Annotated in this window: 13 protein-coding genes; 7 read left to right on the top strand and 6 right to left on the bottom strand. The window is 32.5% G+C overall.

Features of this window, described 5'->3' with window-relative positions; genetic code table 11:
• Positions 1 to 134 precede the first annotated feature (134 nt).
• Positions 135 to 1073 carry an L-threonine 3-dehydrogenase gene (locus B0A68_RS15950; protein ID WP_035686712.1) on the top strand — a complete coding sequence of 313 codons (939 nt, stop codon included), beginning with the start codon at positions 135 to 137 and terminating at the stop codon, positions 1071 to 1073.
• Positions 1074 to 1187: 114 nt separating this feature from the next.
• Here B0A68_RS15950 and B0A68_RS15945 read toward each other — a convergent pair whose 3' ends face one another.
• The 4 genes from B0A68_RS15945 to B0A68_RS15930 all read right to left on the bottom strand — a co-directional run bounded on the left by B0A68_RS15945 (position 1188) and on the right by B0A68_RS15930 (position 7077).
• Positions 1188 to 2237, bottom strand: a complete 1050-nt coding sequence (locus B0A68_RS15945; protein ID WP_035686714.1) for a hypothetical protein — start codon at positions 2235 to 2237, stop codon at positions 1188 to 1190.
• Between the two features lie 250 nt (positions 2238 to 2487).
• Entirely contained in the window at positions 2488 to 4368 is a 1881-nt protein-coding gene (locus B0A68_RS15940; RefSeq protein WP_035686716.1) for a M1 family metallopeptidase, read from the bottom strand.
• A gap of 61 nt (positions 4369 to 4429) precedes the next feature.
• Positions 4430 to 6061, bottom strand: a complete 1632-nt coding sequence (locus B0A68_RS15935) for a S8 family peptidase (protein WP_035686718.1) — start codon at positions 6059 to 6061, stop codon at positions 4430 to 4432.
• A gap of 158 nt (positions 6062 to 6219) precedes the next feature.
• Positions 6220 to 7077, bottom strand: coding sequence for an MBL fold metallo-hydrolase (locus B0A68_RS15930; RefSeq protein ID WP_035686720.1), 858 nt, complete (start codon positions 7075 to 7077; stop codon positions 6220 to 6222).
• 296 nt (positions 7078 to 7373) lie between these two features.
• Between B0A68_RS15930 and B0A68_RS15925 the strand changes: the two genes are divergently transcribed.
• The 6 genes from B0A68_RS15925 (at position 7374) to sufD (ending at position 12346) form a co-directional block, all read left to right on the top strand.
• Entirely contained in the window at positions 7374 to 7703 is a 330-nt protein-coding gene (locus tag B0A68_RS15925; protein WP_035686721.1) for a HesB/IscA family protein, read from the top strand.
• Positions 7704 to 7793: 90 nt separating this feature from the next.
• Entirely contained in the window at positions 7794 to 9242 is a 1449-nt protein-coding gene (gene sufB, locus B0A68_RS15920; RefSeq protein WP_035686724.1) for a Fe-S cluster assembly protein SufB, read from the top strand.
• Positions 9243 to 9249: 7 nt separating this feature from the next.
• Positions 9250 to 9738: a flavodoxin family protein gene (locus B0A68_RS15915; protein ID WP_035686727.1), complete on the top strand. Its 489-nt coding sequence runs from the start codon at positions 9250 to 9252 to the stop codon at positions 9736 to 9738.
• A gap of 13 nt (positions 9739 to 9751) precedes the next feature.
• The gene (gene sufC, locus B0A68_RS15910; protein WP_017494567.1) at positions 9752 to 10498 is read left to right on the top strand and encodes a Fe-S cluster assembly ATPase SufC; all 747 of its coding nucleotides are present in this window, start codon (positions 9752 to 9754) and stop codon (positions 10496 to 10498) included.
• 44 nt (positions 10499 to 10542) lie between these two features.
• Positions 10543 to 10911: a four helix bundle protein gene (locus B0A68_RS15905; protein WP_035686730.1), complete on the top strand. Its 369-nt coding sequence runs from the start codon at positions 10543 to 10545 to the stop codon at positions 10909 to 10911.
• A 118-nt stretch (positions 10912 to 11029) separates the two neighbouring features.
• Positions 11030 to 12346 (top strand): Fe-S cluster assembly protein SufD, encoded by a 1317-nt coding sequence (gene sufD / locus B0A68_RS15900; RefSeq protein ID WP_035686733.1) that lies wholly within the window; start codon positions 11030 to 11032, stop codon positions 12344 to 12346.
• An 11-nt stretch (positions 12347 to 12357) separates the two neighbouring features.
• Here sufD and B0A68_RS24860 read toward each other — a convergent pair whose 3' ends face one another.
• Together B0A68_RS24860 and B0A68_RS15890 are read right to left on the bottom strand one after the other, a co-directional pair.
• Positions 12358 to 12780, bottom strand: a complete 423-nt coding sequence (locus tag B0A68_RS24860) for an ASCH domain-containing protein (RefSeq protein ID WP_089069756.1) — start codon at positions 12778 to 12780, stop codon at positions 12358 to 12360.
• Between the two features lie 11 nt (positions 12781 to 12791).
• Positions 12792 to 13718, bottom strand: coding sequence for a hypothetical protein (locus B0A68_RS15890; protein ID WP_035686736.1), 927 nt, complete (start codon positions 13716 to 13718; stop codon positions 12792 to 12794).

Below are 13718 nucleotides of genomic sequence, written 5' to 3'. Positions count from 1 at the left end.
GTAAAATAATTAGACACCTCAACGGAGAATAATCCAAAAAAGAATCTTCATCCTTATTAAATTTGTAATTTCTTATTCTAAAAAGTAAAATTATTTGCGAAAACGTTATATTTGCAACACTAAAATCTACATAAATGAATCCAAAAATATTGATCATTGGCGCTTGCGGTCAGATTGGGACAGAACTGACTCAAAAATTACGTAAGTTGTACGGAACAGAAAATGTAATTGCTTCTGATATCCGAAAATTAAATACTGATGTTGTAAATTCGGGTCCGTTTGAAGTGGTCAATGCTTTAGATTTTAACCAAATCGAACATCTTGTCGAAGTACATAAAATTACAGATATCTATTTGATGGCTGCTCTTCTATCTGCTACGGCTGAAAAAAATCCTGCATTTGCATGGGATTTGAATATGAATTCGCTTTTTCATGTTTTGAATTTAGCGAAAGCAAAAAAAATAAAAAAGATTTTCTGGCCTTCAAGCATTGCTGTTTTTGGTCCTACAACTCCAAAAGAAAATACGCCGCAATATACCGTAATGGAACCTTCTACAGTGTACGGAATCAGTAAACAAGCAGGAGAAAGATGGTGCGAATATTATCATAATATTTATGGTGTTGATGTTCGCAGTATTCGTTATCCTGGTTTAATAAGCTGGTCTACGCCTCCGGGCGGAGGTACAACTGATTATGCTGTTGATATTTTTTATAAGGCTATTGCCGATAAAAAATACGAATGCTTTTTATCATCAGAAACTAAAATGCCAATGATGTATATGGATGATGCGATCGAAGCTACTATACAAATAATGCAGGCACCAGTTGAAGAAATTAAAATACATTCTTCTTATAATTTAGCAGCCATGAGTTTTACTCCCACTGAAATTGCAGCAGAGATTAAAAAACATATTCCGGAATTTGAGATTACTTATAATCCTGATTTCCGTCAGAAAATTGCAGACAGCTGGCCGGCAAGTATCGATGATGCATCTGCCAGAGAAGATTGGAATTGGAAACATACTTTTGATTTGAAATCAATGACAAAAGACATGATCGAACATTTGAGTTAAACCGCAAAAATCTTAAAATAAAAAAGTCCCGTTTATTAATTTAAACGGGGCTTTCTTTATTGGATCAAAATCTTGTGCAAAAAAAAAACTTAGAATTTACATTTAATATGTTTTCTAATTCTCTTCTGATTCAGTTTCTCTATTCAGTTTGGATTCGGGTAATTGTGAATATTTTACCATTCTATCAAACTTTTCATTGTAAACAAGAACTTCATCAGTCATATTCATTTGTTGCAGTAAAATACCATCATATTTAGGCATTTCTTTATTTTCATTCCCCATGTATACTTCATTGATGTAATCTTCTCCTTCTATACTGAATTTTAGATGTTTTAATAATACTCGATCGTAAAAGATTTCGTTATATACCAAATAATAATCTTTATTCTTTTGATAAGGTAAATTCTTTGTTGCGTACACCAGCAGCATATACCTGTCTTCTAAATCGCTTTTCTTATTAAACAATATAGCAAATTCCTTTTTGCCTTTTCCAGTTAGTTCTCCTTTCCATATTAAATCAGTGCTTGTCTGCTCACCTTTAATTTTATATCTATATTCATCTCCTTGATCTGATTGATAAAAATCAATTATTTTTTTCTTTACATCGCTTGGTAATTGGCTTATTCCATAATTATCTTCAGTAACCGCAAAATAAGTTTTATAAGTGTTATTAAATTCTTCATTAGATATTAAGGCATCATATCTATTTTCTGAAGATGCAAAGATTGGAAACTCAGCAGCCAGTTTTACAGCGAGTTTTAAATAAGAAATTAATTCGTTTTGTTGTATAGTTCCACTATAATTGTTAATGTTTTTAATTGTATTATCTTGTATCAAAGAATATCCAGTGTCCCCTGTTTTTATTTTATTATCTACAGGATACAAATAATCATTAAATTCCATTATATACAGTGTATCCGGTAATGCATTGAACTCTTTTTCAAATTTTTTATCAAGAAGTTTTCCTTTCAGCATATATCCTTCATCTCCTACAAAAACATTAGGCTCTTTTATTACGATTTCTTGTTCTGTCAAATTTTTATTTTTGGAACTTTCATCATCCAAATTATAAAATCGTTTTATGAAGTCTTGATTGATAAGATAATAACTGCCAATACCCAATAATAGGATTATCGTAAGGATTACTGCTTTTTTCTTGTTCATAAACTAGAGTTATATTTAATTTCTGTTTTTTAATCTCCTTTTGTTCCTTTTGATTAGCATTGAAACAACTTATTTGAAGATTTACATTTTTAATTTCATTCTTAATTATAGGTTTGCAATGATAGGACTTTTACATAATATTTCTTCCATAATCTTTATGTTTTTATATTAAGATTTGGATTAAATTTCAACAAAAAAAGTCCCGTTTAAATTTATAAACGGGACTTTTTATATTAGTTTAAAATAAAATTTACTTCACTTCAAAAACATTATTAGCAGCTTTTACATCCGCCATTAATCCGCTAGGATCAATTATGATTTTTTTGATTGCAGTTTTGCTTTTATCTATTGTAAAACTATAGTTTGATTGTGCCCAAGCCCAATCTGCTAAAACAGTTCTCTTTTCGTTTGGATTTGGATTTGGTTTGATGAAATTCATCATTCTTAACGGAATGTAGAAGTTCTCAGAAGTTCCGTCTGTATATTCTACTTTCAAGTCGATTGGCATTGGCATTCTTCCAATTCTCTCTAAAGTAACCGTTGTTTTTCCTGCGTTATCAGCAACATCTTTTATTCCGTAATCAATTGTGTTAGCCGTTTGTGCCCAATCGGTCAGATACCAGTCTAATTCTGCTCCAGAAACCCTTTCAGCCGATCTTTTAATATCGTTTGGTGTTGGGTGCTTGAATTTGAAATCATTAAAATATCTTCTTAAAGTCAAATCAACATTTTCTTTTCCAATCACATATTCTAATTGCGATAAAAAGATACTTCCTTTTATATAAGAAGAAATACTGTACGGACGGTTTTCATCATAGCGATCTCCGTGAGTTGTTTGCGGTTGTTCTTTACCAGAATTTACTAAACTGTAATAAGCAGCGTAATTTCCTTTAAACGGATTTACCTCTTTTTTATCTCCTTTTAATTCATTCAAAGCACTGTCTTCAATATAAGTTGTAAAACCTTCGTCCATCCAAGGGTGTTTAGATTCGTTTGAAGCTAAAATATGCTGAAACCAAGAATGTCCAAGCTCATGTGTTGCAGTTCCTAAAATTCCTTCTAGAGTTCCATTACCCAGCATTAAAGTACACATTGCATATTCCATTCCGCCATCACCGCCTTGAATAAAAGAATATTGTTTGTACGGATACGCACCAACTTTATGATTATAATAATCCATTACTTTAACCATTAACGGTTCTAGTTTTTTCCAGTTCTCTGTAACTTTTGGATTGTTTTTGTAGAAGAAATGCAAGTCTACATCATTGGGTCCTTTTACGATATCATGTGTATATTCTTTATCTGCAGCCCAGGTAAAATCATGTACGTTTGGCGCAATAAAATGCCAAGTCAGTGTTTTTGCCTTTTTAGGATAAGTTACTGTTACACCAGCATCTTCATAACCGTGACCAATTGTGTTTTTATCTTGCAAATATCCCGAACCTCCAATAGTATATGCCGTGTCGATTGTAATTTTAACATCAAAATTCCCCCAAACACCGTGAAATTCTCTCGCAATGTAAGGGTCTGCATGCCATCCTTCAAAATCAAATTCGGCTAATTTTGGATACCATTGTGACATTGACAATTCAATTCCCTCAGAATTATTTCTTCCTGAACGACGTACCTGAACTGGCACTTGTCCGTCAAAATCTAAAGTGAAAGTAGTTTTAGAATTTGGTAAAATTGGTTTTTCCAAAGTTACTTCCAAAACGGTATTAGAAGTTCTTGTTTGAGCAGTAACTCCGTCTTGTTTGAAATTGCTGATTTTTAAAAATCCAATTTCATTTGGTTTTAAAGTTTCAATTCGGCTTTGTTTGATTTCTTTTCCGTCGGCGCCTTTTACCTTATTAACCATTCTCCCGTCTGGATCTTTTATAGAATGCAGACGAGCATCCATCTCACTTCCCGGCTGAAAAGCATTTGGAAACAAATGATAAAAAACTTTTCTTAAAGTATCAGGAGAATTATTAGTATAAACTAATTCTTGTTTTCCTTTATACTGATAGTTCTTCACATCCATGGAAACGTCCATTTTATAATCGACGTGCTGCTGCCAATATGGAGCATTTTGTGCAGAAAGTGAGTTTATTGCAAAACCCAAAAAAGAAAGTAAAATTATTTTTCGCATCTTTATTATAATAGAAATGGAAGAGCTTTGGCTCTTCCATTAGATTAGTATTTTATATGATCTATTTTTTAGACATTTTTTCTGCCATAATTAAGGCATTGTAAGCATTAACCATTTTACCAGTTTTTGACGATTCAACTGAAGAAACTGCTACAGGCTTTTCATTTGGATTTGGATTTTCTCCAAGAACAACTTTTGCAGGAAGTGCTACTCCAGAATCCATTAAAATCTTCTTAACTTGAGAAGCTTTTAATTTTGGATAATACGAACGAATTAATACTGCAACTCCTGCTGCATTTGGAGATGCCATTGAAGTTCCTTGCAGGTATTTATATTTATTATTAGGAACTGTAGCATAAATTTCTTCGCCCGGAGCAAAAACGTCAACATTTACTTTTCCGAAATTAGAAAATCCTGCTATAACATTTTCTCCATATTGTTTATTTATAGCTCCAATTGTTAATACATTATCTGCAAATTCCTTAATGTTATCCTCGGCATCATTTGGGAAATTGATGTTTTCAGTTTTATCGATATTATAACCGTCATTTCCTGCTGCATGAACAATTAAAACATCTTTTTTAGCAGCATATTTTATTGCATCATAAACCCATTGCTTGTGCGGAGAGAAACTTTTTCCGAAACTTCCGTTAATTACTTTCGCTCCATTATCAACCGCATAACGAATTGCCAATGCAATATCTTTATCATATTCATCTCCATCCGGCACAGCTCTTACGGTTAAAATTTCAACATTATTTGCAACACCGTCTCCACCTAAATTATTACCACGAATTTGTGCAATGATTCCGGCAACGTGTGTTCCGTGAAGTGCTTTTTCTTTATCCGGACCAAAAACAACATTATTACCATAATGATTGTCTTTAATATCGTCTGGATTGTCTCCCAAAATTTTACGGGAATCAAGCTCTTTATTCAAATTATAATTGAATTGATCGTAAACAGATTCGCGGTAATCTTCAAGCTCTGCCTCTGGATCAAAAGCAGGTCCTGCATTACCAAAAATCTGCGTCATAATATTTTTACTTTGCAATACTTTTGGATCTGTCGATGTAATTTTGCTTAAATCTTCAAGTTTGTAAGTCGTCTTATTTAACTCTTTTTTTATGGTATTATGAACATCTAATAAAAAATCCACTTGTTGTTTATCCTCAAGAACCTTTTTAGATTTTTCTTCATATTGAGCCAGAGCTGCTTTATATTGAGCAGATCCGTCATCTCCTTTTTTTACGATACGAGTCATTTCCAGGTTTTCGTGAACGATATTTCCAAGGAAATTCCATCCATGAACATCATCAATAAAACCATTTTTATCATCATCAATTCCGTTTCCAGGAATCTCTTTAGGATTTGTCCAGATCATTCCTTTTAGATCTTCGTGTTCGATATCAACACCAGAATCAACAATTCCTACAATAACTTTTGTACCTGTTTTTCCTTTTAATAATTCGGCGTAAGCCTTATCTACACTCATTCCGGGAATAGAATCTTTGATTAAATCAAGATGACTCCATCTTTTTAAATCATTCTCAGAAAGCGGGGCTTTTTTGACAACTGCCAAAGGAGCAGTAATTAATTCTTTTGAAGCTGAAACTTGTGCTTGTAAAGATGCAGTTCCTGCTAAAGCAAGTAATACCCAAGCAGATAGAGTAAAAGGTTTTATATGATTCATTTATATAAAATTTAAATAGGTGTTAAAACAAGCGCCTAAATTATGATATTTTGTTACAAAAAACTAACTGTTAACAGTGTGTTATGAAATTATAACAATTTATCGACCTCTCATACATCTTATTCTTACAACTTAATCTTTGTAATATAGATTCTGTTTTAAAAAACATCTTCACAACTAAAAACATCTTTAAGCCGAACTCCTTTTTCTGTATGTTCTACAGTTATAATTTGGTTGTGAGCATCGTGTTCCAGAAACAAATAATGATTATGATCTGCAGCGGCATTTAAGAATTTTGCTTTCTCGGGCATTGTCAATAATGGTCGCGTATCATAACCCATAACATAAGGAAGCGGAATATGGCCTGCTGTGGCCAGCAAATCGGCACAAAAAACTATGGTTTTATCTTTGTATTGAATGTGCGGAATCATTTGCTTTTCGGTATGGCCGTCTACATAGAAAATTTCAAAACCTAATTCTTCCGAAAATGCAAAATCTATATTTGGTTTTTTTATAAAATTCAATTGACCGCTTTCCTGTATCGGCAGAATATTTTCAGATAAAAAAGAAGCTTTCTCTCGGGCATTGGGTTTTGTCGCCCATTCCCAATGATTCTCATTAGTCCAATATTTTGCATTTTTAAACGCTGGTTCGTATCCTGTTTTATCTGAATTCCATTGCACACTTCCTCCACAATGATCAAAATGCAAATGCGTCATAAAAACATCTGTAATATCATCCCGGTGAAAACCATATTTTGCTAAAGATTTATCTAGAGAATGTGAACCCCAAAGCGAATAATAGCCAAAAAACTTTTCAGATTGTTTATCTCCCATTCCGGTATCAATCAAAATCAGGCGGTTTTCATCTTCTATAAGCAGACAGCGCGCTGCAATATCAATTAAATTATTGGCATCTGCGGGATTGGTTTTGTTCCAGATTGTTTTAGGCACAACGCCAAACATCGCACCTCCGTCGAGTTTAAAATTTCCAGATTCTATTGGATAAAGTTTCATGAGATTAAATTTCAATATTAGAACAAAGCTAGGAAAATGGATTTCATTACGCTAAAATTTGGACTAAAAAACCCTAAACACCTTTTATTATATACAATCATAATTTTTAAAATAACTTCTATCTATTTTAACATTTGTTATAATAATGTGAACCATTATGGAAAAAGGTTTTTAAGTCGTATCTTTGCAGATAATTTCATTTCAACATTGAAAGACAGCACTTTAAAATGTAATAATTTCATTACCATTTCAAGTACACTTTCAATAAAAAAGAAAAGACAAATACCATACATACAATGATAAAAGTTTCTGATACAGCCAAAAAGAAAATCATCGATTTGATGAGTGACGATGGTTTTGATGCCGCTCACGATTACGTACGCGTAGGCGTGAAAAGTGGCGGATGCTCTGGTTTGTCATATGATTTAAAATTTGACAAGACCAAAGGCGACGACGATAAAATATTTGTAGACAACGACATAACAATTGCAGTTGAAAAAAAATCATTCCTATATTTAGCCGGAACAATTTTAGAATTTTCAGGCGGATTAAACGGAAAAGGATTTGTTTTTAATAATCCAAATGCAAGCAGAACTTGTGGTTGCGGAGAATCTTTTTCTCTATAAATAATTAAATGATTGCAAAAATTTAAAAATTAAAAATTACAGATGTTTTTTTTAATCTTTCAAATTTTCAAATCTTTCAACATATAAAAAATGTCAAAATACACAGAAGACGATTTAAAAATCGAACTCGAAACTAAAGAATACGAATACGGATTTTATACTAATATAGAATCTGAGACGTTTCCTATTGGCTTAAACGAAGATATCGTAAGAGCAATTTCTCTTAAAAAAGAAGAACCTGAATGGATGACCGAATGGCGTATTGAAGCTTTTCGTGCATGGAAAGAAATGATTGAACCAGAATGGGCAAATGTTCATTATGCTAAACCAGATTTTCAGGCTATTTCTTATTATTCAGCTCCAAAACAAGTAGATCCAAATAAAACTCTGGACGATGTTGACCCGGAACTTCTTGAAATGTACAAAAAATTAGGAATTTCTGTAGACGAACAAAAAATGATGAACAATGTCGCTATGGATATTGTGGTCGATTCTGTTTCTGTTGCTACGACTTTCAAAAAAACATTAGGAGAAAAAGGAATTATTTTCTGCCCGATCTCTGAAGCTATTAAAGAACACCCGGAATTGGTTCGTAAATATTTAGGAACTGTTGTACCTCAAAAAGACAACTTCTATGCAGCATTAAACTCAGCAGTTTTCTCTGACGGAAGTTTTTGTTATATTCCAAAAGGCGTTCGCTGCCCGATGGAACTTTCAACTTATTTTAGAATCAATCAGGCAGGAACCGGACAATTCGAAAGAACTTTGGTCATTGCTGATGCAGGAAGTTACGTTTCTTATTTAGAAGGATGTACTGCTCCAAGTCGTGACGAAAATCAATTGCACGCTGCTGTGGTTGAATTAATCGCTTTGGATGATGCAGAAATTAAATATTCTACCGTTCAAAACTGGTTCCCTGGAAACAAAGAAGGAAAAGGTGGCGTCTACAACTTCGTAACCAAAAGAGGTTTATGCGAAACAAACGCTAAAATTTCTTGGACACAGGTTGAAACTGGTTCTGCTGTAACCTGGAAATATCCTTCATGTGTATTAAAAGGAGATAATTCGGTAGGAGAATTTTATTCAATTGCTGTTACCAATAATTACCAACAAGCAGATACGGGAACTAAAATGATCCATTTAGGAAAAAACACTAAATCGACTATTATTTCTAAAGGTATTTCGGCTGGTAAATCACAAAACAGTTACCGCGGATTAGTGCAGATCAGCCCTAGAGCTGAGAACGCCAGAAACTTTTCGCAATGTGATTCTCTTTTAATGGGAAACAATTGCGGGGCGCATACTTTCCCTTATATCGAAAGTAAAAATCCGTCGGCAAAAATAGAGCACGAAGCAACTACAAGTAAAATTGGAGAAGATCAGGTTTTTTACTGCAACCAAAGAGGTATACCGACTGAAAAAGCGATTGCCTTAATTGTAAATGGTTTCAGTAAAGATGTATTGAACAAACTACCAATGGAATTTGCTGTTGAAGCGCAAAAATTATTGGAGATTTCTTTGGAAGGATCTGTTGGATAATTTGAAGATGGAAAATAAAAAAGTCATCATTTTAGGTTCGTCCAGAAAAAACGGAAATACAACAAAAATTGTAGACGAAATTTCTAAAGAACACGGAATAGAAGTAATTAATTTAAGTGATTTTAATATTTCTTATTATGATTATGAAAGCAAAAATATTGAAGATGATTTTTTGCCTTTAATAAAAGGAATACTTGAAAATTACGACACTTTGATTTTTGCAACGCCTGTATACTGGTATAATATGAGCGGTATAATGAAGGTTTTCTTTGATCGTATTTCGGACTTAATTCGAATTGAAAAAGAAACCGGACGAAAACTCAGAGGAAAGAAAATCGGCGTGATATCAAATTCACACGATAATGAAATTGAAGAAAGTTTTTACATTCCGTTCAAAAAATCAGCCGATTATTTAGGCATGGAATATTTAGGACACGCGCATTTTAATGCCAACATCCTAAACCAAACAACAAAAATAGAATTGACATTTATATAAAATAAAAAAAACAATGTTATCAATAAAAAACCTTCACGCCTCAATTGGTGATAAAGAAATCCTTAAAGGAATTAATATAGAAGTAAAAGCTGGCGAAGTACACGCTATTATGGGACCAAACGGTTCTGGAAAAAGTACACTTTCTGCAGTTATTGCAGGAAACGAAAACTATGAAGTTACTGACGGAGAAGTTTTCCTTGACGGAGAAGATCTTGCTGATCTTGCTCCAGAAGAAAGAGCACATAAAGGAGTTTTCCTTTCGTTTCAATATCCTGTAGAAATTCCTGGAGTTAGCGTTACCAACTTCATGAAAACAGCAATCAACGAAACTCGTAAAGCAAACGGCCAAGAAGAAATGCCGGCTAACGAAATGCTGAAAGTAATTCGTGAGAAATCTGAATTATTAGAAATTGACCGTAAATTTTTATCTCGTTCTTTAAACGAAGGTTTTTCTGGTGGAGAGAAAAAAAGAAACGAAATTTTTCAAATGGCAATGTTAGAACCAAAATTAGCCATCCTTGACGAAACCGATTCTGGTCTTGACATTGATGCTTTAAGAATTGTTGCTAACGGAGTTAACAAATTAAAAAGCGAGAAAAACGCAATTATCGTAATCACGCACTACCAACGTTTGTTAGATTATATCGTTCCGGATTTCGTTCACGTTCTTTACAACGGAAGAATCGTAAAATCTGGCGGAAAAGAATTGGCTTACGAGTTAGAAGAAAAAGGATACGACTGGATTAAAGCGGAGAATTAGTCAGTCTGAAAGTCAAAAGTCATAAAGTCGAAAGTTAGAAAATCATGGGTAAGTTTAATTCTTTTGAGGAAATAAATTCCTGGCAAAAATCTCGAATCTTCAACAAAAGAATATATCTGGTTACTGAAAATTCTAATTTTAAAAAAGACTTTGATTTCGTGAGACAAATAAGACGCGCATCACTTTCTATATCATCGAATATAGCAGAAGGTTTTGAAAGAAATACAGACAAAGAGTTTATTTACTTTTTATATGTAGCCAAAGCATCTGCGGGAGAAGTAAGATCTCAATTATATTTAGCTTTTGATTTAGAATATATTATAAAAGAAGAATTTGAAATGCTTTTAAATTCGGTAACTGAAATATCGAAATTATTAAGTGGTTTCATTAAATATTTGAGCCCAAAGTCATAAAGTCGAAAGTCATAAAGTCTCCAACTCTATGCTTTAAATTTTTAACCTTTCGGCAAAACAGTCGACAATCTTGAGTCTTTATGACTTTCGACTTTCGACTTTAAGACTAAAAAGAACAATGGATTTAAAAGAAAAATTAGTATCGTCTTTTATGGCTTTTGAAGAGCGTGTCGATGTACATTCAGATTTACATGACATACGCACTAATGCTATAAAAAACTTCGAAAATAAAGGTTTCCCAACCAAAAAAGAAGAAGCCTGGAAATATACATCGTTAAACGCCATCTTAAAAAATGACTTTACGGTTTTTCCAAAGCAGGAAAATGCAATCGAATTCAATCAGGTAAAAAAATACTTTTTACACGAAATAGACACTTATAAATTAGTGTTTATCGATGGCATTTTTAGTTCGCATTTGTCTTCTACAACACACGACGGAATTGATGTTTGTTTGATGTCATCGGCATTGACCAAACCAAAATATAAAATGATTATTGATACGTATTTCAATCAAATTGCAAGTAAAGACGAAAGTTTGACTTCGTTGAATACAGCTTTTGCAAGCGAAGGAGCTTTTATCAATATTCCGAAGAAAAAAGTGGCTGATAAACCAATTGAGATTATGTATTTCTCAACAGGAAATGAAGCCGCATTAATGGTACAGCCAAGAAATTTGGTAATTGTGGGTGAAAATTCACATGTACAAATTATCGAGCGCCACCAAAGTTTAAACGAAAATCCTGTTTTAACCAATTCGGTTACAGAGATTTTTGCTCAAAAGCGTGCGATTGTTGATTATTACAAAATTCAAAATGACAATAGCGAAGCGAATTTAGTTGATAACACTTACGTTTCTCAACAACAGGAAAGTCATGCTTATGTGCATACATTCTCGTTTGGAGGAAATCTAACGCGTAACAATTTGAACTTTTACCATTTTGGTGAAAGATTGACAAGTACGCTTAACGGAATCTCTATTCTAAACGATAAACAACACGTTGACCATTATACTTTGGTAAACCATGCACAGCCAAACTGTGAAAGTTTCCAGGATTATAAGGGAATTTTCTCTGACCGCTCAACAGGAGTTTTCAACGGAAAAATTCTTGTAAACAGAGAAGCTCAAAAAACAAATGCTTTTCAAAAAAGCAATAATATTTTATTGAGTGACAAAGCAACTATCAACGCAAAACCACAATTAGAAATTTTTGCTGACGACGTAAAATGTTCTCACGGTTGTACTATTGGACAATTAGACGAAACCGCAATGTTCTACATGCAGTCTCGTGGAATTCCTCAAAAAGAAGCAAAAGCTTTATTGATGTACGCATTTTCAAATGCCGTTATCGAAAGCATCAAAATACCGGAATTAAAACAAAGAATTACTAAAATCATTGCCACAAAATTAGGCGTGAATTTAGGATTTGATTTGTAGAAAATTTCTATTTATAAAATTAAAAAACCGATANNTATCGGTTTTTTAATTTTATCTTTTTCATTTGACCAGTATGCAAATGACTGAGGTGGTGTTAAATTATAATCAGCCTTTAAGCATTTAGGCTCTTTAAATTTATTTTTATTTTTTATTTGAATAGCAAAACCTTGCTGTCTATTTTCGAAGTATTCATAAAAATAATCTTCGGTTATCCCTGAGTATTCTTTGGTTTTATCCCAAAGTTCTTTAAGGTCGAGATTAAATATTTTCTCTATTTCAAATTCTCCAATTACTTTTTGAACTGGCGAAGAAGCATAAACTAAAACTGACGTGACATCTTGATTTTTGAAAATAGCTTTTCTGAATTCAAATTTTTTAGTCCCATCAAATATCTTGTTTGCAAATTGGGGTTTTATTGATAATACTACTTTCATAAATACCTTTTTTATTTTATTAAGTCATACAGCCAATTACTAAATAGCTCAATGATCACAGCTAATATGAATGCAAATATCGCATATTTAGAAATTGTTTTCCAATTGTTTTTCTCATATTTAGTTTTTATAAGTGTACTAGCACTTTCGACATTTGTTTCTTTCCAATGATAAGCTAAGTAAATTTGCTTATTAATGTTTTTAATACCAACATAATCGTCCCATCTGTAATTTTCAAGATTTCTACAACTCAAAAAAGGTTGATGATTCCCAATCAATTCCTCATCTTTTGAGCATATAAAGAAAAAATGTTGCTTTTGGATTTTCAGTAATTTCTCAATTTTCATTTCCTCAAGCAAGTCCTGATTTAAATCCCGTATTTCATTAACCCTAAAATCAATCATTTCAATTTCAGAAAACGCACTTTCTAATAGAGAATTGGTTGGCACACTAACAGAAGATAATGAATTTATAAAATCTCCTTTTATTCTAAATCTAAAATAATTTGTTATTTCTTGTTTGGGAATATTTATATTAATTATTGTTCCATCATACTTTTGTTCAAAAGTCAAATCACTAATAGATGTTTTGTAAATATTAAAAACAAATTCATTTTTAGCATTTCTAATTTCATAAGATTTACTGGATGTTGTTGAAATCACCTTATAGTTTTCATTGAATATAGCACTCACTAAATCTACCTTATGGATAAACTTTCCAACAATGTCTTCAAAATCATTTTCCTTAATCTTTATTGGAAAATATATTTTTAACGTTTTAATATTCTTCGTATTTGATAATTTTATACCAATATCTAAAAACTTGTAAGATCGTTTTGACCCGTTTGGAATTTTCCAAAAGTTAAAATGCAAGTCTAAAATTTCATTTGACTCAACATTATCATTTACAGGTTTATACCAAATTGCTATGCTCTTCAT

Origin of the sequence: Flavobacterium reichenbachii, assembly GCF_002217435.1 — a bacterium.
GTDB classification, from domain to species: Bacteria; Bacteroidota; Bacteroidia; order Flavobacteriales; family Flavobacteriaceae; genus Flavobacterium; species Flavobacterium reichenbachii.
Note: the sequence above shows the minus strand (reverse complement) of the source record. Positions and strands in the feature narration are given on the sequence as shown.

Excerpts from the sequence above, each read along its gene's own strand:
- B0A68_RS15930 (WP_035686720.1), bottom strand. The coding sequence starts at position 7,077 with ATGAAACTTTATCCAATAGAATCTGGAAATTTTAAACTCGACGGAGGT.
- B0A68_RS15905 (WP_035686730.1), top strand. The coding sequence starts at position 10,543 with ATGGGTAAGTTTAATTCTTTTGAGGAAATAAATTCCTGGCAAAAATCT.
- B0A68_RS15945 (WP_035686714.1), bottom strand. The coding sequence starts at position 2,237 with ATGAACAAGAAAAAAGCAGTAATCCTTACGATAATCCTATTATTGGGT.
- B0A68_RS15935 (WP_035686718.1), bottom strand. The coding sequence starts at position 6,061 with ATGAATCATATAAAACCTTTTACTCTATCTGCTTGGGTATTACTTGCT.
- B0A68_RS15890 (WP_035686736.1), bottom strand. The coding sequence starts at position 13,718 with ATGAAGAGCATAGCAATTTGGTATAAACCTGTAAATGATAATGTTGAG.
- B0A68_RS15940 (WP_035686716.1), bottom strand. The coding sequence starts at position 4,368 with ATGCGAAAAATAATTTTACTTTCTTTTTTGGGTTTTGCAATAAACTCA.
- sufD (WP_035686733.1), top strand. The coding sequence starts at position 11,030 with ATGGATTTAAAAGAAAAATTAGTATCGTCTTTTATGGCTTTTGAAGAG.
- sufB (WP_035686724.1), top strand. The coding sequence starts at position 7,794 with ATGTCAAAATACACAGAAGACGATTTAAAAATCGAACTCGAAACTAAA.
- B0A68_RS15925 (WP_035686721.1), top strand. The coding sequence starts at position 7,374 with ATGATAAAAGTTTCTGATACAGCCAAAAAGAAAATCATCGATTTGATG.
- B0A68_RS15915 (WP_035686727.1), top strand. The coding sequence starts at position 9,250 with ATGGAAAATAAAAAAGTCATCATTTTAGGTTCGTCCAGAAAAAACGGA.
- sufC (WP_017494567.1), top strand. The coding sequence starts at position 9,752 with ATGTTATCAATAAAAAACCTTCACGCCTCAATTGGTGATAAAGAAATC.
- B0A68_RS15950 (WP_035686712.1), top strand. The coding sequence starts at position 135 with ATGAATCCAAAAATATTGATCATTGGCGCTTGCGGTCAGATTGGGACA.